Annotated in this window: 17 protein-coding genes; 13 read left to right on the plus strand and 4 right to left on the minus strand. The window is 39.8% G+C overall.

Going from position 1 to position 22,922, the window contains the following annotated elements; all coding sequences use genetic code 11:
- The first annotated feature begins 152 nt into the window (after positions 1-152).
- From ACY9Z2_RS13205 to ACY9Z2_RS13240, 8 genes are read left to right on the plus strand one after another with little or no spacing between them, the layout of a single operon-like run.
- Positions 153-2,537, plus strand: a complete 2,385-nt coding sequence (locus ACY9Z2_RS13205) for a DUF8725 domain-containing protein (RefSeq protein WP_463610117.1) — start codon at positions 153-155, stop codon at positions 2,535-2,537.
- Positions 2,534-3,466, plus strand: coding sequence for an ABC transporter ATP-binding protein (locus ACY9Z2_RS13210; protein ID WP_463610118.1), 933 nt, complete (start codon positions 2,534-2,536; stop codon positions 3,464-3,466). Before ACY9Z2_RS13205 ends, ACY9Z2_RS13210 begins: the two co-directional genes overlap by 4 nt.
- Positions 3,467-4,348 (plus strand): ABC transporter permease, encoded by an 882-nt coding sequence (locus ACY9Z2_RS13215; RefSeq protein ID WP_463610119.1) that lies wholly within the window; start codon positions 3,467-3,469, stop codon positions 4,346-4,348. It begins immediately after the preceding gene.
- 3 nt (positions 4,349-4,351) lie between these two features.
- Positions 4,352-5,971, plus strand: coding sequence for a DUF8809 domain-containing protein (locus tag ACY9Z2_RS13220; protein ID WP_463610120.1), 1,620 nt, complete (start codon positions 4,352-4,354; stop codon positions 5,969-5,971).
- A gap of 1 nt (position 5,972) precedes the next feature.
- On the plus strand, positions 5,973-6,977 hold the full coding sequence (locus ACY9Z2_RS13225; RefSeq protein WP_463610121.1) for an AAA family ATPase: 1,005 nt from the start codon (positions 5,973-5,975) through the stop codon (positions 6,975-6,977).
- Between the two features lie 20 nt (positions 6,978-6,997).
- Positions 6,998-7,900 carry a DUF58 domain-containing protein gene (locus ACY9Z2_RS13230; RefSeq protein WP_463610122.1) on the plus strand — a complete coding sequence of 301 codons (903 nt, stop codon included), beginning with the start codon at positions 6,998-7,000 and terminating at the stop codon, positions 7,898-7,900.
- Positions 7,901-7,904: 4 nt separating this feature from the next.
- The gene (locus ACY9Z2_RS13235) at positions 7,905-9,731 is read left to right on the plus strand and encodes a vWA domain-containing protein (RefSeq protein ID WP_463610123.1); all 1,827 of its coding nucleotides are present in this window, start codon (positions 7,905-7,907) and stop codon (positions 9,729-9,731) included.
- Positions 9,712-12,537, plus strand: coding sequence for a VWA domain-containing protein (locus ACY9Z2_RS13240; RefSeq protein ID WP_463610124.1), 2,826 nt, complete (start codon positions 9,712-9,714; stop codon positions 12,535-12,537). Before ACY9Z2_RS13235 ends, ACY9Z2_RS13240 begins: the two co-directional genes overlap by 20 nt.
- A 79-nt stretch (positions 12,538-12,616) precedes the next feature.
- Here ACY9Z2_RS13240 and clpP read toward each other — a convergent pair whose 3' ends face one another.
- The 3 genes from clpP to ACY9Z2_RS13255 form a co-directional block, all read right to left on the minus strand.
- Positions 12,617-13,210: an ATP-dependent Clp endopeptidase proteolytic subunit ClpP gene (gene clpP, locus ACY9Z2_RS13245; protein WP_463610125.1), complete on the minus strand. Its 594-nt coding sequence runs from the start codon at positions 13,208-13,210 to the stop codon at positions 12,617-12,619.
- A gap of 17 nt (positions 13,211-13,227) precedes the next feature.
- Entirely contained in the window at positions 13,228-14,031 is an 804-nt protein-coding gene (locus ACY9Z2_RS13250) for an RNA polymerase sigma factor (protein WP_463610126.1), read from the minus strand.
- Positions 14,032-14,176: 145 nt separating this feature from the next.
- On the minus strand, positions 14,177-14,977 hold the full coding sequence (locus ACY9Z2_RS13255; RefSeq protein WP_463610127.1) for a DUF817 domain-containing protein: 801 nt from the start codon (positions 14,975-14,977) through the stop codon (positions 14,177-14,179).
- Positions 14,978-15,408: 431 nt separating this feature from the next.
- Between ACY9Z2_RS13255 and uppS the strand changes: the two genes are divergently transcribed.
- The 5 genes from uppS to ACY9Z2_RS13280 all read left to right on the plus strand — a co-directional run bounded on the left by uppS (position 15,409) and on the right by ACY9Z2_RS13280 (position 21,450).
- Complete coding sequence (gene uppS / locus ACY9Z2_RS13260; protein WP_463610128.1) at positions 15,409-16,140, plus strand: undecaprenyl pyrophosphate synthase; 732 nt, start codon at positions 15,409-15,411, stop codon at positions 16,138-16,140.
- Positions 16,141-16,230: 90 nt separating this feature from the next.
- Entirely contained in the window at positions 16,231-16,983 is a 753-nt protein-coding gene (locus tag ACY9Z2_RS13265) for a class I SAM-dependent methyltransferase (RefSeq protein ID WP_463610129.1), read from the plus strand.
- Positions 16,984-17,092: 109 nt separating this feature from the next.
- Complete coding sequence (locus ACY9Z2_RS13270) at positions 17,093-18,679, plus strand: BCCT family transporter (RefSeq protein ID WP_463610130.1); 1,587 nt, start codon at positions 17,093-17,095, stop codon at positions 18,677-18,679.
- A gap of 1 nt (position 18,680) precedes the next feature.
- Positions 18,681-19,088 (plus strand): secondary thiamine-phosphate synthase enzyme YjbQ, encoded by a 408-nt coding sequence (locus tag ACY9Z2_RS13275; protein ID WP_463610131.1) that lies wholly within the window; start codon positions 18,681-18,683, stop codon positions 19,086-19,088.
- 118 nt (positions 19,089-19,206) lie between these two features.
- A complete protein-coding gene (locus ACY9Z2_RS13280; RefSeq protein ID WP_463610132.1) occupies positions 19,207-21,450 on the plus strand; it encodes a bifunctional 2',3'-cyclic-nucleotide 2'-phosphodiesterase/3'-nucleotidase in 2,244 nt (747 codons plus the stop codon).
- A 390-nt stretch (positions 21,451-21,840) separates the two neighbouring features.
- Here ACY9Z2_RS13280 and ACY9Z2_RS13285 read toward each other — a convergent pair whose 3' ends face one another.
- Positions 21,841-22,914, minus strand: a complete 1,074-nt coding sequence (locus ACY9Z2_RS13285) for a GGDEF domain-containing protein (protein ID WP_463610133.1) — start codon at positions 22,912-22,914, stop codon at positions 21,841-21,843.
- Positions 22,915-22,922 lie beyond the last annotated feature (8 nt).

Here is a 22,922-nt window from a genome sequence, read left to right on the forward strand (position 1 = left end):
AGACAGGTAACCTCAATAAATGAAAATGCATATTCTTATGCAATCCTTCACTTTAGAAATAAGAAAACTATGCCTTTACAATGAGCAGATTTTCTGTTGATCTTTTACAAACATAAATTGTCCACTTGAAAATGGTAACTAGGGGGAACATGATGAGAAGACAAATAGCTATCATCGGAATTTTTGTGCTGATTTTTACTTTTTTAGGAATAGATTATACATATACAGCACATGCCGACGAACAGGTTAGACTGGAAATAAAAGTAGACGCGGGTTTAAATGGTAAGGCGAAAAGGTCTAAAAGTTATCCTGTCACGTTAACGGTTACCAACAGCAAACAGGATTTCACAGGAGATCTTGTCGTTACATTGCCGTTTGGTAACAAAGTAATTCCCTTAGACATTGCGTCTGGGACAACCAAAACCATTTCCTTCACGGTACCTGCTATAGAGGAAATGGGCGGGTTTGGACTAGGACCAAATCAAAATACCGAGCAATTTCATTTATACGAGGATAGTTGGGAAGATGGTAAAAAGGTTCCTGTCGATTCAAGCTTGAAACTGTCCCCTGCATACATAACATCTGACAAATTGGTGATTGGTGTCCTTTCAGATCGACCAGACAGTTTGAATTATGTAAAACTTACATCATTTTATGGTAATAATCCTGAAGTACTCGCAATGAAGGAAGACGATATTCCGGAAGAATCAGAGGGGCTACACGTTCTTGATTTACTTGTTATCAATGATTATTCAGTTGCTAAACTACCCGAACAGAAGCAGGAAACGATTAAAAATTGGGTCCAAAATGGCGGGTCACTTGTTGTAGGCAGTGAACCAGGATTGAAGCAGCAATTCGGTAAGCTTGCGGAATTGTTGCCAGTAACAATTACAGGGAAAGAAACTGTTCAAAAAATACAGGGCTTTAAAAAGCTTTATAAAAAACCAATTCAGGGCGATAACCTTGAGCTTTTTACAGGTCAAGTCGATAAGACTGCTGCTGTCTTGTATCAAGAAGGTTCTATTCCTTTAGTGGTTGAGAAGAACATTGGTAATGGGACAATTACCCAATTTACGTTTGACTTAGGGCATCCGTCACTGTCGGATTGGAAAGGCAATGATCCCCTATGGCAAGCAGTGGGGGACATTAATAGTAATAGCAATCCACAAGTTAGGAATGTATATCCAGGAGAGGACTTAGGGAACATTGTCAGAACATTTCCGAGCCTGGCGAATTTTAACTTTTTAACACTTTCCTTGTTATTTGCAGGATACTTACTAGTAATACTCCCTGTGCTCTACTTTGTTTTAAAGCGAATGGATAAACGGGAGTGGGCATGGATTATCATTCCTGTGTTGGCGATTGTTTCAAGTGTTGGTTTGTATGCAGTTGGCGCAAAAGACCGTGGAGGCGCAGTGAAAACGAATCTGGCGTCTATAATTTCCGTTAATGAACAGGGGCAGGGAAGTGGAGAAGGAGCTATAGCTTTGTTGTCCAAAGGTTCTGGATCGTATAAGTTATCCGTAGACAGTGCTTTTGATCCATTTCCTGCCGAACGATATTACGATTTACCACAACAACAGTCATATACAGAGTTACCTATGGTTGAAACAAAAGGAAAAAAAGCAGCCGTTTCTTTTCGTAACGTTGAGTTTTGGACACCTAGAAGTGTTGAAGTAAATTATCCTGTTAAGAAGTACGGTCAATTTGCACCAGAGTTGAAAATTGCAAATGATAAAATGACAGGAAAAATCACCAATAATTTTGACCATGCCTTTCAGGAAATATACTTGATCAGCGGAAGCGATTATTGGAAAATCGAGGGGCTTGCTGCTGGTGAAACAAAAAAGGTACGTTTTAATGTGAAAAATAAATCCTTTTTCCAACAACCAACTGAGCAAGTTGCCTATCAATTATTTGGACAACCAGGACAAATGGGACGACAGAATGATGAGCAATTAAAGTCTGCTCTTCTATCCAATGCCATTAGAAATCATATGGATAGTAACCGTAATACACCGCTGATAGTTGGGTTTACAGATGAATCACTGTATCCGGTAACTGTAAACGGGGAAGAAGCTGCACAGAACAATCTGCACCTGTTTGTTCAACCAGTTGCGATTCAATTACCGGAAAATGAAACAAGTTCACTCACATCAAAAATTAAACTGCCAGAGGTATCTGCTAAGACGGGGCAGATTTTTCACAATGGTATCGTGCAGGGTGAGCCATTCTTTGATGCGAGCGGTGGAACATACCTTTTAACGTATAAACTGCCGGAAACACTAATTGACCTTTCATTTACGTTAAAGGAATTAAACATCAGTATTAAAAATCGACGAAATGACATCACTTTTTCACTATATAACGCACAAAGTGATGCTTACGATACGATTGATCAAAAATTGGCTACATTTAACAAAAAGGTTAACGAGAAATATCTCCATGACCATGCAATCGTAATTAGGGTAAGTTCAGCTGCCGATGGTCCAGTAGAAGTTCCGGCTGTTACTGTAGAAGGAGTGATAAACCCATGATTGAGATACAGAATTTAACAAAACGATACGGCACATTTACAGCACTTGACAATCTAACATTGACTATCGAAAAAGGAACCGTTTTCGGGTTTGTCGGTCCAAATGGTGCAGGGAAATCAACGACGTTTTCTATTTTGGCAACGCTTTTAGCTCCTAGTTCTGGCAAGGCATACATTAATGGTTACGATGTTACCAAAAATCCGAAGCAGGTTCGACGACATATCGGATATGTGCCTGATTTCTTTGGTGTTTATGATCAGTTTAAGGTACACGAATATCTGGATTTTTACGGTGCAAGCTATCGTATTCCAAGTGAAGAGAGAAAAGTGATCATTCCCCAATTATTGGAACTTGTCAATTTGACGGACAAAACCGATTCGTATGTTGACCTGTTATCAAGAGGGATGAAGCAGCGTCTTTGTCTGGCGAGGGCATTAATTCATGACCCGGAAGTATTAATATTGGATGAACCTGCTTCAGGTCTTGATCCGCGTGCGAGGGTTGAGATGCGGGGTATATTAAGAGAATTGAAGATTATGGATAAGACAATCATTATTTCGTCTCACATTCTTCCAGAGTTGTCAGAGCTCTGTGATGAGTTGGGGGTTATTGAAAATGGTCAATTGATTGCACATGGAAACGTCAGCCAAATTGAAAAGCAGTTGCAGGCACAAAAAATTCTATTGGTCACGGTAAAGGATGGCGTGGAGCAGGCTATCTCATTTTTTGAGGATGACCCGAATGTCCTTGAAATTGGACGTGATGAACAGAATATGCGACTTCTGCAGTTGTCTTATCTGGGAAACGATGAGGAACAGGTATCATTATTAAAACAAGCCGTGGGCAGTGGGATAGCAATCCTCACACTTTCGCAAAAGCAAACGAATTTGGAAGATATCTTTATGGAAATTACCAAGGGGGGTGAGTAAATGAGCAAGCTACAGTCATTATTTATTAACCCAGTGTTAAATAAGGAAGTAAAACTAAGATTTAGATCGTTCAAAAACTTTTTGGGTATTTTTCTTTTCCTGGCAGTTTGTGGCGCGGTTTGTCTGGCATTTATCTATGTGGAAACAAACTATTCCTATGATAGTTTTACCGCTTCAGATAGCAAAAATTTATTTATGCTACTTTCGATGGGACAGCTTGGTTTAATCGTCTTTATTACCCCAGGACTAACAGCTGGGTCGATTAGTGGAGAGCGGGAAAAGCAAACCTTGAATATTATGTTGACAACCCAGCAATCATCAACATCGATTATTTTAAGCAAGCTTTTTTCATCACTTCTATTTCTAATGTTAATGCTAGTAGCATCACTGCCATTTTACAGTATAGTATTCCTGTATGGTGGGGTTTCTCCACAAATGGTACTTATAATGTTTGGTTACCAATTATTAACGATGCTGGCAATAGGTAGTATTGGAATCATGTTCTCGACGCTTATTAAGAAAACAATGGTATCTACCATTACCACCTATGGATTTATGCTACTGTTAGTAGTTGGAACGTTTATTTTGTTTTTAATTCTGATGCAATTAATTTTTGGAGCATCTCAGGGACAAATGGGAGGCGGAACCCAAACGAATATTTTGCCGTACCTTGTGTTGATGTTTAATCCGGCGGCTGCGATGGTTGCTTCGTTTGATATGCAAATGTTTGCTTATCAATTTCAGCAGCTTGGAATTGACTGGCCACTTTGGATTGGGTTCACGCTTGTTTATTTCACACTTACATTGATCACTTTACTGATTGCAATTAAACGGTTGAGGCCAAGTACAAAGACAAGGAAAAATGAATCAAAGAAGGTGTAGTGTATGGAACAGCGTAATCAGTTTTTTCAACTACTAAAAGAAGTGAAAAGAAAACTGTGGCTACATGTTGCAGTACGTATCTTGTATACCGCCTTACTGGCATGTGCAGGGCTAACATTGCTATGGATTGTGGCAGGCAGGTTTTTCGTGATTCTGTATCTGGATACGACAATTCTGATCACCATAGGGCTGATTGTTGCTGTTTCGATTACCTCTCTTTTTTGGAAAAAACCGGATGTGCTTGCCGCAGTCAGAAAGTTTGACCAGGAAGGGCTCCATGACCGAGCAATGACTTTTTATCAATTTCGAGATGAAACATCGTCTATTGTTGAGTTACAACGAAAAGATACGCTGAAAAAAATGAAACAGGTATTACCAGATATCAAGCAAGAGAAAGCTGACTGGTTCCAGTGGAAGAAGCTGACAGTGGCTGTTATTCTGTTGCTGCTTGCTTATATTGGCGTTCTTTTTCCAAGTCACACGATGAAAATTGCTCAAGACAAGGAAGATGAACTGGAAATTGTAAAAGAAAACCAAGAAAAAGTTGAACAGTTCACGGAAAAACATCAGAAAAAAGTCGGTGAAAAAGCAGACGAAAAACTGGAGAAGCTTCTTAATGAAGTTAAAAAAGAAAAGGAAGCTGGAGAGTTAAAGGAAGATTTGCTGCATGCTGAAAAGCAACTGAACGAGCTGAAGGAACAGTTCAAAAAAAGTCAAAAGCAGTTAAATGAGGTAGCAGCACAAATAAAGAAAGAAGGATTAAACAACCTGGCGAAAGCTATTAGTCAAAGAGACCCAAATCAATTGGAAAAACAAATGGAAATGCTGCAGAAAGAAATAGACGGTTTTAATCAGAAAGAATTAAAGGCTTTGCAAGAAAAATTGCAGGCTGCAGCCAAAGCGATGAACATGGAAAATAAATACTTTTCGAAAGGTGATTTATCCAAGGAAGAGCTGAAGCAGTTAATGACGAAGCTAGAAAAAAACCTGAAGAATCTGGCCAAAGATGCTGGAAATATGCCAAAGCTAGCTGCCGCTCAGCAGGAACTACAACAGCTTGCCATGAATATGAACCAACAATTGGCAGCTGCTGGTCTTGGTACACCGGGGTCACTCACATTTTCAAGTGGCGCTTCTTCAACAGGCAGTACACCTAGGGCAAGTAATCAATCAGGTAAGCCTGGACAAAATGGGAAAAAAGGATCCGGCTCTGGAAGCGGGAGTGGCTCAGGGTCAGGGAGTGGCACAGGATCTGGAAGCGGTTCAGGAAAAGGATCTGGAAGCGGCTCGGGTTCAGGCAGCGGCACTGGAACCGGTTCAGGAAGTGGTGGAAATGGAGCGGGGTTAGGTGCCGGCAACCACAACTTAACCGTACCTGAAAAACTGGACGGCAAGCAAAACAAAGAGGTGGATACAGGTGAATTGGGTTCAGGGTCAAGTGAGCAACAACTTGCTCCAGGTGCACCAATTCTTCCAGGGGAAGTGCGTTCATATGACAAGGTTTATCAGCACTATGAAAATACGTATCGCGAGGCGTTGGAACGAAATGACTATCCAGATCATTTACAGAAAATAATTAAGGATTACTTTTCCGATATCAAGCCGGTGAGAGGAGCGAATTAAGATGGAAACATTAAATGAACACGAACTGATGGAAGTTAAGGAACGGATGGAATCAGTGAAAACGGAAATCAGCCGTTTCATCGTTGGACAGCAAGACGTGGTTGAACAGCTTTTATGGGGAATCTTTGCTGGAGGACACGTGTTGCTGGAGGGGCTGCCAGGACTTGGGAAAACAATGCTGGTTCGAAAAATTTCTGAAGTAATGGATTTGCAATTTTCACGTGTACAATTCACTCCGGATTTAATGCCGACCGATATTACGGGGACAAACATGATTCAACCAAACGAACAAGGAGGACAGTCGTTTACTTTCCATCCTGGTCCGCTATTTTCCAATATCGTTCTAGCGGATGAAATTAACCGTGCAACACCGAAAACCCAAAGTGCATTGCTTGAAGCGATGGGGGAGCGAACGGTTACTGTAATGGGGGAAATGCATACATTGCCCGAACCGTTCTTTGTACTCGCCACGCAAAACCCGATCGAACTGGAAGGGACATATCCGCTGCCAGAAGCACAAATGGACCGGTTTATTATGAAAATTGATGTTGCTTATCCTACCCGTGATGAACTGAAGGAAATAGCAGTACGCACAACAGGAGCAGTGGTTCAGACGTTAGAAAAGTTTGTTGATGATTCCTTTGTTGTACATGCCCAGCAACTGGCCAAACATTTGCTAGTGGCAGATAACGTGTTGGATTATGCCGTTAACCTCACGATGGCGACCCATCCAGATAATGAGTATGCAACAGAAGATGTAAAGAAATACGTTCATTATGGCTCGGGGCCAAGAGGACTACAAAGTTTAATCGCCATTGCAAAAGTGCGCGCGTTATTTGATGGACGGTACAACGTGTCAAAGGGAGACATCAAAAAGGTGGCATGTTCCGTGCTGCGTCATCGTTTGTTTTTAAATTTTGAGGGAGAAGCAGAACAAGTGGACAAAGATCACCTGATTGCTGAATTGCTTAAAGCAGTAGAGGAAGATACACCAAAGGTTAGGTAACATGGCATGATCAAGCACACGTGAAGAAAGGTTGTGATCCGGTGGGTACACTCTTATCACCAGTCCTGTCAAAGCGTCTAGCTAATTTTAAACTTACTTCCAAGCGAATTGTCCGTGGTGGTCATAAGGGTGAGCGACGATCACAGCGACAGGGATCATCCCTTGAATTTTCCGATTATCGTCTGTATAGCCCCGGCGATGACCTCAGGCAAATCGATTGGAATACATATGCAAGAACACAAAAGTATTATATTAAGCGCTTTTTGGATGAGCAGGAGCTGGCAGTTTCTGTTTATTTAGACTGTACCAAATCAATGGGTGTCACGAATGAGAAGTGGAAGCGGGCAAAACAATTGGCAGCCGTATTCACCTTTTTGACTTTAGCAAATGCTGACAGGTTAAGTTTTATACCAGTTGGGTCCCCATCTGACATTTATCCCTATACAAAAGGAAGGGCTATGACGAATAGAGTAATAGATTTTATTGAAAAGACGTCCTTATCAAATAGGGAAGAACGGTTTGGTCAGCATCTGATCAGGAAAGCAAGCAAAGGTAAAAAGGGAAGTCTTACTGTTCTAATAAGTGATTTTTTGGATGACCCCGCTGATTTATTTGCGGCAATTAAGAAAATGCAGGCACGACGTCAGCAGGTATTACTTGTGCAAGTGTTATTGCCCGAAGAAGCGGATCCCAACTACATTGGCGATCTTCAGCTTATTGACATCGAAACGGCTGGACTTCGTGAAGTATCGATGTCGCCAAAGGTTATCGGCAATTACAAGCAATTATTTGAAAATCATATGGAAACCATTCAATCGTTTTGTCAAAAGCGGGGGATGGACTTGATTTACTGTCCAACTGCAACCAGCCTGGAAGAAACAGTTTTTTCAACATTATTACGTAATGGCTGGATAGGGAGGTGAAGGCATGGGGTTTTTGGCACCGGTTTCTTTCTGGTTGTTAAGTGCTGTTCCAATTTTACTGTTATTCTATTTTTTCAAGAAGCAGTATGATCAGCAAACCGTTTCGTCTATCTATCTATGGGAACGGACTCTAAAGGAATGGGAGTCCGATCACTGGTGGAACAAACTGCAGAAGAACCTATTACTATTACTACAGCTACTGATTCTATTATTTCTAATTTTTGCATTGACTAGGCCCTATCTTATGGGGGATGAGATAAGCGGCGATCATTTGGTTATTGTTGTGGATTCATCTGCAACCATGATGGCTGAACAAAACGGTGAAAGGAGATTTGCTAACGCGAAACAAGAGGCACAGCAGCTGATTGAACAGTTGGGTGATGGTCAAAAGGTTAGTGTAATCGATGCCAAAAAAGACCCCGTCCTGGTGGTTTCCAAACAGACGGATCATGCTGTAGCTCGTGAAAAAATGGAAGCATTGCAGATGTCTTATCAGCATGAAAATCTGAGTGACAGCCTTCAACTTGCCCAATCACTGATTCAACAGGGTACGGGTGAGGTACACGTTTTTACGGACAATCTCACAAAGAAAAGCCTGACTGATCAAATGCTTTCCAGCTCAATTACAGTCCACAACAGCAAAGTATCACAAGAGAACTTCTCAATTACAGCGTTTGGTGTTAAACAAATGGGCAATCAAGCTTCTGCCATTGTGACCGTAAAAAATGAATCGTCAGAAGTAGCTGAAATTGCATTATCAGTCCGTCATGACGGAGATGTACTGAAGCAATTAACAGAAAAAGTCCCAGCAAACGGCCAACAGACAATTCAACTCAATGGTTTACCAGTGCATGACTACTATCAAGTGAAAACTAATGATGATGCTTATTCGCTCGATAATGTAATGTATGCTTTGCTGCCAAAACAGCAATCTCCTGTTGTCTATTTAGCGGGTGATGTCAATCCGTTTATTAAACAGGCGCTTCTTTCAGCTGGCATCGAGGTAACAACCGTACCCAAAGATGAGAATGGAAAATATTCTTTTCCAGAACAAAAGCGTCAATCCATTTACCTATTATCCGGAGTTGGAGTTGACCAATGGCCAGCTGGACCGAAATTGGTTTTTTCCCCTGCTACAGGGGGACCTTTTGATATAAAGGAAAAAGTGGAATTGAAATATGGATTAGAACAAGTGACAGACGATTCAATATTAGCCTATACCAATGTTAACAACGTTTATTTGGGACAGGCATTTCCAGTTGGTGCTTGGAATGGGTTGCAGCCGCTTGCACAAAGCGGTAACAAAGTGATAATTGGTAAAGGAATGTATAAAAAGTCTCCTCTGATTTTGTTTGCTTTTGACGTAAATGATTCAGACTGGCCGCTGCATCCGGGTTTCCCTATTTTGTTAGCGAATAGTGTAGCAGAGCTGAAAGGAAACGGGGAATCGCTCGGATACTATAGACCTCAGGAGACAACAGCTATTAAACTAGCAATAAGAACCGATGAAGTGATGATGGAACACTTGAACGGTGAGGATATGAAACAAATTAACCCCAGAAAATCAGAGGTAACGGTGCCAGCTGAACCGGGAATCTATCAGCTACACGAAACAACCGCAACTGGATCATTGTTTCGCTATTTTGTCGTTCAACTGGACAATGAAGAACGAACCGCAGAAACAGCTAAATCATTTTCGATTGATAATAGTCTAGAAAAAAGTAAAGTCCAACAATCCAAACAAGAATTTTGGCGTATCGTCGCAGTATTTGCCTTAGTTCTATTGTTCATTGAGTGGGAGGTGTATCGACATGGAATTTCAAGTCGATAATGCCTTATGGTTGCTCGCATTCATTCCAATGATCGTCGTAATGTATGTATATTGGCGGTCGAACACGTTATTATCTGGCGGAAGAAAAATAGTGCTAACCGTATTGCGCACGATTGTTTTCACTTTTATAATTCTTGCGCTTGCAGGGGTGCAAGTACTGTGGCCAATCCAACAGATGGCAACTGTTTTGGTTGTAGACCGATCACATAGCATGGCTGATAACGAACATCGGATGCTGGAAGAAGTGAATGAAGCAATTCATGAAAAAGCTCCAGAAGATCAAGCGGGTGTGGTGTCTGTCGGTAAAGAGTCAGTTGTGGAAACGCCTTTATCTGACAGGACAGACGGTATTGAGGATTTTCAAACTAAGATAAATCGTTCTTATACAAATCTGGCATCGGGTTTACAACTGGCCGGAAGTCTGTTTTCAGCGGACGATATGGGCCGGGTTGTATTAATGACGGATGGCAATGAAAATATTGGGGATGCAGTCAGACAGGCGGAGTATTTGAATCGACGGGGCTATGTTGTAGATGTGCTACCGTTTTCGTCTGTTTACAAAGATGATGTTGCGATCTCATCGTTTGATGTACCAGAAAATATCTATTTAGGTGAACGTGCAAAGCTTTCCATGAAAATTGATAGCTCCATTGATACAACAAGTCAGATTCGCATAATGATGGATGGGAAGTCAATCATTGATCAAACAGTTACATTGAGTAAGGGCACCAATCAATTGGCTTTTAATCCGTTAATTTCAACCGATGGATTTCATACGTTTAATGCGGAAATAGTCAGTAAGGGTGATCAGGTCGTTGAAAACAATCAGTTGTCGGCATTTGCTGAAACAAAGGGGTTGCCACATGTTCTGATTGTAGAAGGTAAAAAGAATGCAGCGACAAACCTAAAGAAGGCACTTAATGCTTCTGCAGTACAAGTGGAAATCATCCCCCCTGAATTGTTACCGAGTCAATTAAGCAGTTACTTGACATATGATTCCATTGTTTTTAGTAATGTGTCTGCACACATGACAACGAATCAGCAAATGGAAGTCATTGAACGAGCGGTAAAAGACTTTGGGGTCGGGTTTATCATGACAGGTGGCGACCAATCGTTTGGTGTTGGTGGTTATTTCAAAACGCCAATTGAGCGGGTGCTGCCAGTTAATATGGATTTAAAAGGGAAAAAGGAACTGCCTTCATTGGGACTGTCGATTGTGCTTGATAAATCAGGAAGCATGATGGGAAATAATATTGCACTTGCCCGTGAAGCTGCTGCCCGGTCAGTTGAACTACTTCGGGAAAAAGACACACTCGGTGTAATTGCTTTTGATTCATCGCCATGGCAGGTGGTTGAACTGGGACCAATCAATGATAAAAAAGCCGTGTTGAAAAAAATTCGCTCCATTACAGCAAGTGGTGGAACCGATATATTCACACCGTTATCTCAAGCTTATTCGCAAATGGAGCCTCTTGAGTTAAAGCGTAAGCACATCATCTTGATAACGGATGGTCAGTCAGCGACGACAATTGACTACCAGCAAATGATTAAAGAAGCACATGAGCAAGGGATAACTTTATCAACGGTGGCAATTGGAATGGGAGCGGATGCCCCACTGCTCGAAGAAATGGCAAAGTTGGGTGGTGGACGCTTTTATTTGGTGCAGAACAATTCTACTATCCCAACCATTTTATCCAGGGAAACCGCTTTGGTCACCAGAACTTATATAGAAGACAATCCGTTTTATCCCAAGGTTGCAGGCAGTTTTGGATGGGGTTCCTATTTCGAAAGTGGTCTTCCGCAAATGAACGCTTATATTGCTACAACCCCAAAAGGACGTGCACAACAAATTCTAGTTAGTGAAAAGGGTGACCCCGTTTTGGCAAGGTGGCAGTATGGATTGGGTAAAACAGTTGCTTGGACTTCCGACTTAACTGGAAAATGGGCTGGTAACTGGCCAAAGTGGAAAAACTGGTCACCGTTATGGAATGATATTGTCACCTGGACGTTTCCGCAATATGAAAAAAAATCTTATCAAGTATCGAAAAAAATGGAAGGAAATCAAGTCACGCTCACCGTATCGGCAGCAGATCATAGTCCAACTGCCTTACATGCTGCTTTAGTAAACGAATCGGGAGAGGAAGTTGCCTTTGACTTGCAACCAAAAGCTCCTGGAGAGTATGAGGGAACTTTTAAAGCAAATGAATCCGGCGTGTATTTTCTGCAAATCACGGAAAAGAAAGGTGATAAAGTTGTCGGCTCATTTAAAACAGGAGTAGTTGTACCATATTCAAAGGAATACACATTCACACCTAAGAATGAACATTTAATCAAAAAAGTAGCCGAAGCAGGCGGTGGACAGGTCGTTAAAAACCTGGATAATGCGTTCTCATCAGAAAATTTGCCACCCCGATATGAAAAACAGGATTTGTTCTATCTGTTACTAATCTTGGCGTTATTTTTATTTATGCTGGACGTAGCGGTAAGACGTTTCCGAATCAATTTTGCTTTTGTTACTAAAATTGGTTCTGGGTTAAAAAGTCGACAGGCCAAGGTACGGGAAGTCACGGAAAAACGGTCAACAAAGCTAAGTCAATTAAAGCAGGCTTCAATCCAAAAATCCGCTTCCCAACGGAAACAAGTAATCCGACAACGACCAGCCTCCGATCAGAAAGAGGTATTGAAAACAAAACCAAAAGAACCAAAACCGAATTATAAGGCCAAGCCCGACCAAACAAGCAGTACAGAAAGCAGGCAGGAAAAAATGGAACGATTATTGAATGCTAAGAAACGCGGGCCAAAATAAATAGATATGTATCACATACTAACATTAGTAGCACAAACCACGGTCTTGGTTTGTGCTACTATTTTTTTTACAATCCCAGTTAAACCAAATCAGTACGTCTTAACACTTTATCAACTAACCCATATTCCAACGCTTCATCCGCCGTCATGAAAAAATCACGATCGGTATCCTTTTCTACTTTTTCGAGTGATTGATTACTCCGATCAGCGATGATTTCATTAATTCTTTTTCGCATCTGAATAATGCGTCGAGCACTGATTTCAATATCACTGGCTTGCCCTTTGGCTCCGCCAAGTGGTTGATGAAGCATAACCTCACTATTTGGCAAAGCAAGTCTTTTTCCTTTTGTCCCTGCCACAAGTAACATTGCGCCAAATGAAGCTGCAAGACCGGTGCAAATGGTTTGAACGTCTGGCTTAATAAACTGCATCGTGTCATAGATTGCAAATCCTGCAGAGATGGATCCACCTGGGCTGTTAATGTACAAAGAAATGTCTTTGTCTGGATCCTCTGCTGCTAAAAACAGTAGTTGTGCGACAATACTGTTTGCTATTTCATCCGTAACCTCTGTTCCAAGAAATATAATTCTATCCTTCAGTAACCGCGAATAAATGTCATACGAGCGTTCGCCGTGGTTTGTCTGTTCCACGACATATGGAATTACATTAGCCATACTAGTTACCCCTTTTCTTATGCCGCGAATGAGAACCTTTCCGTTAACCTTTTGAAGAAAATTATCCACTCTGAATGCGTAAACGGCATTAGAATGAGACATCCATTTTTCGCTCTAGTTGAAACAATGATGAATGAAGCGCCTGATAGTTCAACTGATTGAGAAAGCATCTGTGGGCTAGAACCTGATTGGATTGTGGTTCCTGTCAAACGTGGTCCTCCAATTTCTGTCTGGAAAAGGTCGATAAGCTTTTCAGAATTCCCATTTTGGAAGGCGGTGATATACGTTGTGACACTGTTGTCTTCCGAATAAATAATATCCTGATTTTTCATTAGCTTTAATTTTCTTCTGGCCCGATGAAGAACTGCCTTCACAGCTCCTTCACTCGTCTCCATCATCGTGGCAGCTTCTTGTACTGTATAACCTAATCCATCCACCAGGAGCACGGCTATGCGCTGCTTTGGAGAGAGTTCCTGTAACAAAAGCTGCATTGCTTCCATCAGGGAATCTGAATCTATTGCTTTTTCCTCATACAACTTCGTGATATCCTGATTAAAATCTTCTATTGGCTTTCGTTTTCTATTACCATCAATCCATGTATTACATGCGATTCGGAATAAAAAGGATTTAGAAATTGGTTTGAATGTTGTTGACCAGCTTTTATATGCCTTCAATAGTGTATCTTGCAACAGATCTTCTCCATCCCAAGTTGATTTCATTAGGGAACAACAATATTTTTTTACGTCCTCCATATATGGTTGAACGGCTTCTTCAAAGGTTTCATTCGCTTCCTTAGGAGTGTTTTGTACAAGCGGCCGCATTGTAAATCCCTCCTTGTATTTTGCCTTTCACTTATATTAAACGAAAAACTAGGTCAAAAAGATACGGGTGGGCGCAAAAAAATATCAACGCCCTGAACTATTTAAATTTATAAATATTACTGATTCCTAAAATTAAAAAGCATTATCAGTAAGTTTCTGTAGGACGATGTTCTTCCATAGTTTGGGAACTTTTGTCACGCACGATTTTAAGTTGTGTAACAATCATGATGCTGATCACGACAAGCAAAAACCAGGAACTAATTTTACCCACATGCACGAGACTCCAGGAGTCTTCTTGTCCTGGGTATTGCCATGCTCCGAAAAAGGTGGCAATATTTTCAGCGATCCATATAAAGAAGCCAATTAGAAAAAAAGAGAGGGACAGTGGCATTTGATATTCGGTTTTTCGTACGGAGAATTTAACATATGTACGAGAAAAGACAATGAATAAAAGAATCGTTAAGACCCAACGGAGATCAACAATAAAATGATGGGTAAAAAAGTTTACGTAAATCATTGCTCCAAGTGGTACAGCCCAGTAACTTTTCGGCCAACCAATCATTTTTAAATCAAATCGATGCCATGCCTGGCAAATATAGCTGGCTACACTTGCATACATGAATCCACTATACAGCGGAACACCAAAAACCTTTGTCCAAGCATCCTCCGGGTATGACCATGAACCAAAATAAACTTTATATACTTCTAATATAAGACCGATCAAGTGAAAAACGCAGATTACGAATAGTTCATTCCTTGATTCTAAACCAGTCTTAACCATAAGATATTGTGTTAGGAGACAAATAAGTAAAATAAAATCATAACGGTATAAACCTGGTATTTCAATAATCTTTGACAAGGCAAGTGTACCAAAGATAGCCACAGGAAAAATGCAACATAATGCTTGATTATAGCCAAAATGAACTAGGTCTTTAACGTATTTCATGTTTTGTTCCCCTTCCATGTAATATTATTGTTTATATTCTTTAACGTGAAAAAACGCTGTTAAATACTTTAACAGGGTATTTACTTATCACAGCTGGTTTATCGATAGTATAATCCAATAAAAATTCATAAGTCAATAATTATTTATTGAATTTCGATAAATTATTATTAATTATCATTTTCATACATGTTAAAAGAATTAGGGAAGAAGTTGGGAGTCCTGTTACAAATATGTATATGCTTGTTCAACAAAAAAACACTGTTTTTTAATATTAATTTATTGATAATCGATAAATAATGCGTTAAGATAATACCAACTTAGTTAACGAGTCAGCTCAGCTGTTTAACGTTAAAACTAATCTGGAATACAAAATGTTGTTGATGTCGCGGTTAAGATAGCTGGTATTTCTATTCCCAAAAGGAGGGATTTCAATGAATGAAGGATTTCCAACGCACATAGCGATTACGATGGATGGAAATGGCAGGTGGGGCAAAGAAAGGGGCCTTTCAAGAAGTCAGGGTCATTTTGCAGGTTCTAAATCAATGGAAAATATTATTAATGCCTGTTTAGAATTGGGAATTAAAATTATTACTTTGTATGCATTCTCGACTGAAAACTGGTCAAGACCTAAGGAAGAGGTCAATTACTTGATGAAGCTTCCTGCAAAATATTTGCGAAAAAAACTACCCGAATATATGAAAAAGAACATAAAGGTATGCGTCTCGGGAGATATCGAGGGCTTACCGTCTCATACGAAAAAGGCTGTAATGACTGCAGTTCATGAAACACGAAACAATACCAAGCTTATTGTGAATTTCGCTTTAAATTATGGTGGAAGACAAGAGATTTTGTCATCAATAAAATCAATCATTGGTGAGATGAAAATCAACAATGTAAACTCGAAAGATATAGATGAAGAACTTTTCAATCAATATTTGTACACTGGTGGACTTCCAGATCCAGATATTATTATTCGAACAGGCAAAGAAAAAAGACTTAGTAACTTTCTGCTATGGCAGGCTGCTATGTCAAATTTATGGTTCACCGACACGTATTTTCCAGATTTCACGAAACAAATGTTGATTCAGGCAATCAAAGAGGTAAATCAACGAAACACTATAGATTTTGATACGGACACTAATAAAAACGAGGGGATTTCCTAACGGCTTTAAGCTTAGCAACGTCATTGATGTTGCTGTTCCAGTTTCGCTCCTTTAGAAGTAAACTATAATCACAAAAGGAGAAATGTAATAATGAAACAAAATAAATATGATGATGCAAACTTTTTTTCTGCTTATAAGAACATGCCTCGTTCTGTAAAGGGGCTTGAAGCGGCAGGGGAATGGCCTTTATTGAAATCATTAATGCCTAATTTACAGAATAAAGCTGTACTTGATTTAGGGTGTGGATTTGGATGGCATTGTCGTTATGCACGTGAACAGGGCGCAAATACAGTAGTAGGTGTGGATATTTCAGAAAAAATGCTACAACAAGCTCAAAAGCTGACAAATGATCCAGCAATTACGTATATACAAAAGCCTATTGAGGAGAGTATCTTTCGTGATGAACAATTTGATGTGGTTTTTAGTTCATTAGCTTTTCATTACATTCAATCGTTTGCAGTAATTTGCAAGAAAGTTAATGCATTTTTGAAGCCGGGAGGGGAGTTTTTGTTCTCCGTTGAACATCCTATTTTTACCTCCCGTGATGAACAAGATTGGTATTACGATGAAGAAGGAAACAGCCTTCACTGGCCGGTTGATCATTATCAAACAGAAGGGTTACGAAGAACCGCATTTTTAGCCGATGATGTCATGAAATATCACCGTACACTCTCAACGTATATCAATGATGTTATTCGTTCTGGGTTTGTAGTTAAAGCGGTTGAAGAAACAAGGGTTACTGATGAAATGATAAAAAACAACCCGAGTATGATTGATGAAAATCGTAGACCAATGTTCCTCATCATCTCAGCTGAAAAAATAGGGAATCAACCTAACTCTTAGATTAATTCTGAGAGTTTTCTTCTATTTTCAACTCCACAGTTTAGTTTAACAATATACCAACGCGGTAATAAGAGAAATAGATTTGAATAATACTGTTGGAGGAGTTTAAATGAATAAAGGTAACAAAGGAATGGGTAAAGGACTGATAGATTATAAAATATTTCTCCCGTCCTTACTTATCATTATTGCGATTACGATACCGTTTTCGATGTATGAAACGAAATCATTAAATTTGTTAAATGGTATATTTAATAAGATAGTAGAAGTGTTTACGTGGGGTTACATATGGTACGGAATTATTCTTGTGGCCGCAGGTATTTTCCTATCATTTTCGAAATACGGAGACGTTGTTCTGGGAGATCCTACAGAGAAACCTAGATTTTCGTTATTCGAGTACTCTTCTATTTTAATTGCGATGGGTCTTGGATCTACGATTATGCGTACAGGAATGCTGCAATGGGCAGCTGTCGCAAATGATCCTCCGTTTGGTGTAGATCCTGGTTCAACACAGGCGTTATTGTGGGGTAATTCATACAGCATGTTCCTATGGAGCTTTCAGGTATTTGCTATTTTCGTTATGGCAGCTCCAGCTATGGGCTATATTTTACACGTTCGAAAAAAACCATTCATGCGAATTTCAGAGGCTTGCCGTACCATTTTTGGCGACAAGTTCACCGATGGTTTAGGTGGTAAGATACTAGATGTCATTTTCCTTGTTAGTATACTATCAGGTGCAGCCGTTACGTTAGGACTTGGTGCGCCGATTGTTACGTATAATTTATCAGCGTTGTTTAACATGGAGGTAACGTTTGGTCTAACATTAATTGTCACCGTTGTATGGGTATTTTTGTTTTCATTAAGTGCGTATTTAGGTATAGAAAAAGGGATAAAAAAACTAAGTACACTGAATATGTACATTGCGGGCGGCTTTGCTCTATTTGTCTTAATTGCTGGACCAGGTATATTTATTCTTAATTATTTCACTGACAGTGTTGGTTTTTTAATTTCCAATTATGTAAATATGTCGCTATATACAAACTCACTTGACCTAGAAGGCAGTACACACATTGAGACGTATACCGTATTTTGGTTTGCGTACAGCGCAACTTGGGCTATGCTTCATAGTGTTTTTGCAGCTAAGATTTCTAGGGGAAGAACGATTAGAGAAATGATCCTAACGTATTTACTCGCTCCTACCTTGTTATCATGGGTTGCGACTGGAGTGTTAGGTGGACTTGGTGTCCACAGATATATTACTGGTGAGTTGCCAGTACTAGACCTTGTAAAAGGGGACTCGCTTGCGGCTATACCACAGATTTTAGGTACCTTACCACTTTCTACGATTGCAATTACCGTGTTTGTCATTGTCGCAACTATTTTCTTGACGACAACTCTGGATTCGACAACGTACACGATTGCATCGTATACAGGTACACGGAATATGAGTAAGGCCGAGCCTTCAAAGGGTTTACGTATTATTGTAGCTGCAATCATTACAGTTATTGCCCTTGTGTTGATGCGAATAGGCGGGTTGGCTCCGTTAGAGGTTCTTTCAGGACTTATGGGATTGCCAATCATTGTTATTCAATTTCTAACTATATACGCAGCTAAGAAAATGATGGACGAGGATAAAGCTTGGATAAATAATGTGAGAAAAAGTAAAAAAGAGAAGCTAACTAAACAAAGGAGTGAATAAATTGGACAAAACACTTTTCAGTTACACGATAGCGACAAATGAAAAACAATCCTTCACAAACCTAGATGATTATGTAAAAGAGGCACTAACAAAAACGGCTGTAAAGGATGGGATAATGGTCGTATATTGCCCACATACGACAGGTGCGATAACGATTAATGAAAATGCAGATCCAGATGTGAAAAAAGATCTGAAGCTAGGACTTGACGAGACATTTCCCAATAAGGATGATTACGTGCATATGGAAGGCAATTCAGATGGACACATGAAGTCATCTGTTATCGGTGCAAGCGAAATATTAATCATTTCAAATGGAGAGTTAGTTCTGGGTACGTGGCAAAGTATCTATTTTTGTGAATTTGATGGACCAAGAGAAAGAACGTTTTATGTGAAGATTATGGAAGGGTAAAGCTTAAAAAACCGTTCGATTGTCTGTAGTTCATTCGTACCCTAACAATTAGACTATTTCCATCTATCTAGTAATCCTTTACCATGGAAAGTGACAATTTTTTGAAAGGGGTTACAAAATGGGTAGAGGAATTATTGGACAAGTTTCATTTATGCTCCTAGTCGTGGTGCTTCTGTTTACCCCGTTTGGTGTAAATACATCGAATGCGGAATCTACTGAAAGCATCGTGAACTTGAGACTCATGGAAACAACGGATATTCATGTACATTTAGCAAACTACAACTATTATCAAGACGAAGAAACCAATGAATTTGGTTTAGCAATGACTGCAACGTTGATTAAACAGGCTCGTGGACAAGTAGAAAACAGTATGCTGTTTGATAATGGTGACCTTATTCAAGGAAATCCGCTTGGCGACTATGTTGCCAGAAATGGATTAGAAGAGGGAGAGGTTCATCCTGTTTATCAAGCAATGAATCTACTAGACTATGATGCTGCAAACATCGGAAATCATGAATTTAATTATGGAATAGATTATTTGAAAGAAGCTATTGATGATGCGAATTTCCCGTACGTCAATGCGAATGTCTACTACGACGACGGGGACAATGACCCAACAAATGACAAGCCGTTTTTTGACCCTTACCGCATTATTCAAAAGCAAGTAGTAGATACAAATGGTAATACGCAAACTGTTGATGTAGGGGTAATTGGTTTTGTTCCGCCGCAAATTATGCAATGGGATAAAACAAATCTTGAAGGTAAAGTAATCACCAAGGGAATCTATGAATCTGCTAAAAAATATGTACCGATTATGAAGGAAGAGGGAGCAGATATTATTGTAGCAATTCCGCATTCTGGTCTTGGTTCAGTTGAACTCCAAGAGCGTGAAGAGAATGCTACGTACAATCTAACACAGGTTGATGGCATTGACGCTATTATGTTCGGACATGCTCATGAAGTTTTTCCAAGTGAATCGTTTGCTGGAATTCCAGGTGTAGACCTAGAAAAAGGTACAATTAACGGTGTACCATCCGTGGAAGCAGGATTCTGGGGAGATCACCTAGGTATTATTGATTTGAAGCTAGAAAAGAACGGAGAAGACTGGGACGTAATTGATTCAAGCTCTGAGGCACGGGCAATTCAAGATCAAGAAACTGGTGAGCCGCTAGTGGAGCCAGATCAAGAAATTATGAATGCAATTGCAGAAGAACACCAGGCAACACTTGAATATATTCGTTCTGAGGTTGGACAAACTACTGCACCTATCTACAGCTATTTTGCATTAGTAAAAGATGACCCTTCAGTGCAAATTGTTTCGAATGCACAAAAGTGGTATACCGAGCAAGCGGTACAAGGAACGGAATATGAAGGCTTACCAATTCTTTCAGCGGCGGCACCATTTAAAGCTGGTGGCAGAGGTGGACCAGATTATTACACCTACATTCCAGAGGGACCGATTGCTATTAAAAACGTAGCAGACTTGTATGTGTACCCGAATACGTTGAAGGTTGTAAAACTGACTGGTCAAGAAATTCGCGAATGGTTGGAAATGTCAGCAGGACAATTTAACCAAATAGATCCAACAAGTACGGAGGAACAATCATTAGTTGATCTAGATTTTTCTACCTATAACTTTGACGTGATTGATGGTGTAACATACGAGATTGATGTAACAGAGCCCGCGCGTTACAACAATGACGGAGAACTAATCAATCCGGATGCACACCGAATTGTAAACCTGCAATACAATGGGGAGTCAGTGCAGGGCGAGCAGGAATTTTTATTAGCAACAAATAACTATCGTGCTGGCGGAGGTGGCAACTTCCCGAATTTAGATGGCAGTCAAATTGTTCTTTCACCACAGATACAGAATCGTCAAGTAGTAATCGAGTATATCCAAGAAAACGGAACAATTGATCCTTCTGCAGATGGCAACTGGTCATTTGCACCAGTGGATGGTAACCCGCAATTGACTTTCCAATCGTCGCCAAATGCACAGCAATTTATCCAACCTGATGGAAACATTTCTTATATTGGGGAAGGAATGAATGGCTTTGCAGAATATGCGATTGATTTATCTGGTGCTGACCCAGAGCCTGTTACACTTGAGACACTTAAGGAAGACGTTGTTGGCTTTGTAGAGGCTGGTGACATTGGCCATCCACTTGCTATGCAGCTAACGAATAAATTGAAGCAAGCGGAACATCAAATGGATAAAGGTCATGATAAACAAGCTATGAAAAAAATGAACGGTTTCGTGAAGCATCTGAATAATAGAGGAATGGATAAATTCATTTCTTCGGAAGCTAAAGAAGCGTTAAACAATGCTGCAACAGAGTTGTTGGAAAGCTGGAAATAATATATATAGTAAACCCCTTGAGAGAAGAAAATCTTTCAAGGGGTTTTTTACATTACTGATTTTTAAGGGTTCGTTGCTTCTAACACACTGCGAATTAGGTATCGGACAAAGGATAGTGTCTGTGAACGCAGAAGCGGACTCAGGATTCCTTATTTCTCTTATTTGGGCATGTTTTAAGGGTTGATAGGACTCAGGATACCTTATTTGGTAAAAAAGAGCGAATTCATGCTGTTTTCACCTAAATAAGGTATCCTGAGTCCGCTAACAGAAGCATTTGCCTTGATTTTGGATGAATAGGGGATCTGGTGTCCGCTACTAATACTTTCCATTCGCCTTTTACATCAACCCTGAAAGTAGATCTTAGTATAGCCCCAAATTAATGGGGCTTTGCTATTTAGCAACACAAACGCGATTTCGACCAGTATTTTTAGCCCGATAAAGAGCTTTATCAGCGTCTTCAACAATATAATTCACATCATCTGTTGTATCCTTATAACACGAAATGCCAATCGATACCGTTATATTTATGTTTTCTTTTTTTAGCTGAAAAGCATGGTTTTCAACTTTTTTGCGGATATTTTCGGCGATCTCAGTTGCTTTATCGACCGGACAATCAAGTAGCAATGCAGTAAATTCCTCTCCGCCGTTTCTGCTTACGATGTCAAATGACCGTGTGTTGCTTTGTAAAATTTCCCCAAGTTGTTTTAATACTTCATCGCCTTGCGTGTGGCCGTACGTGTCATTAATTTTTTTGAAGAAGTCAATGTCGATATACAGCAACGAGAGCTTCTCATTTTTTTCATCGATTGTTTTGATTAAGTTGTTAAAGATATCATCGAATTTACGATAGTTATTCAAGCCGGTTAATCCGTCAATGGATGATTCATTCTTGTATTTATGGAAAAGCAACTGACTTTCCCTGATGGAATCGATTATGTAAAATGCTACAAATCCGCCAAGGTAAGAAATAATCCAATATCCAGGTATTAATAATGATAAAATGTCAAAGTCTTTAATAAGCAAACTGATGATAATGGTGAAAATTACATTGCTCCAAGTCAGAATTAGAAAAACTTTACGGTTTCTTGAAAAACGTGCATTTGATAGAAGAATTGCTCCAAGTGTGATTAAAACCATTAATGGAATAGCTGAAAAAGCCGAGATATTTACCCCAATGATAAAACGGCCAAGAATGATTATGGTCATAGCCAAAGAAGCTGGTATCGCTCCACCGTAAAAAGCTAGTAGAATAATAGGAATGTGTCTTAGGTCTACAATTGTATTATTAATATGAATACTGTATTGCATTAGAATAAATCCAAGAACTCCGCCTAATACGCCCACAGTCAACTTTCTTTTAAGCGAAGAAGTTCGATTTAATGGGCGATTATCGGTAATTTGACTATAGATAAATAGAATAGATACTAAAACGGTTAGATTTGTGAATAGATCTTTTATAATCATGTTTTTTA

The sequence above is a fragment of the Virgibacillus sp. GM2-2 genome, assembly GCF_055329585.1.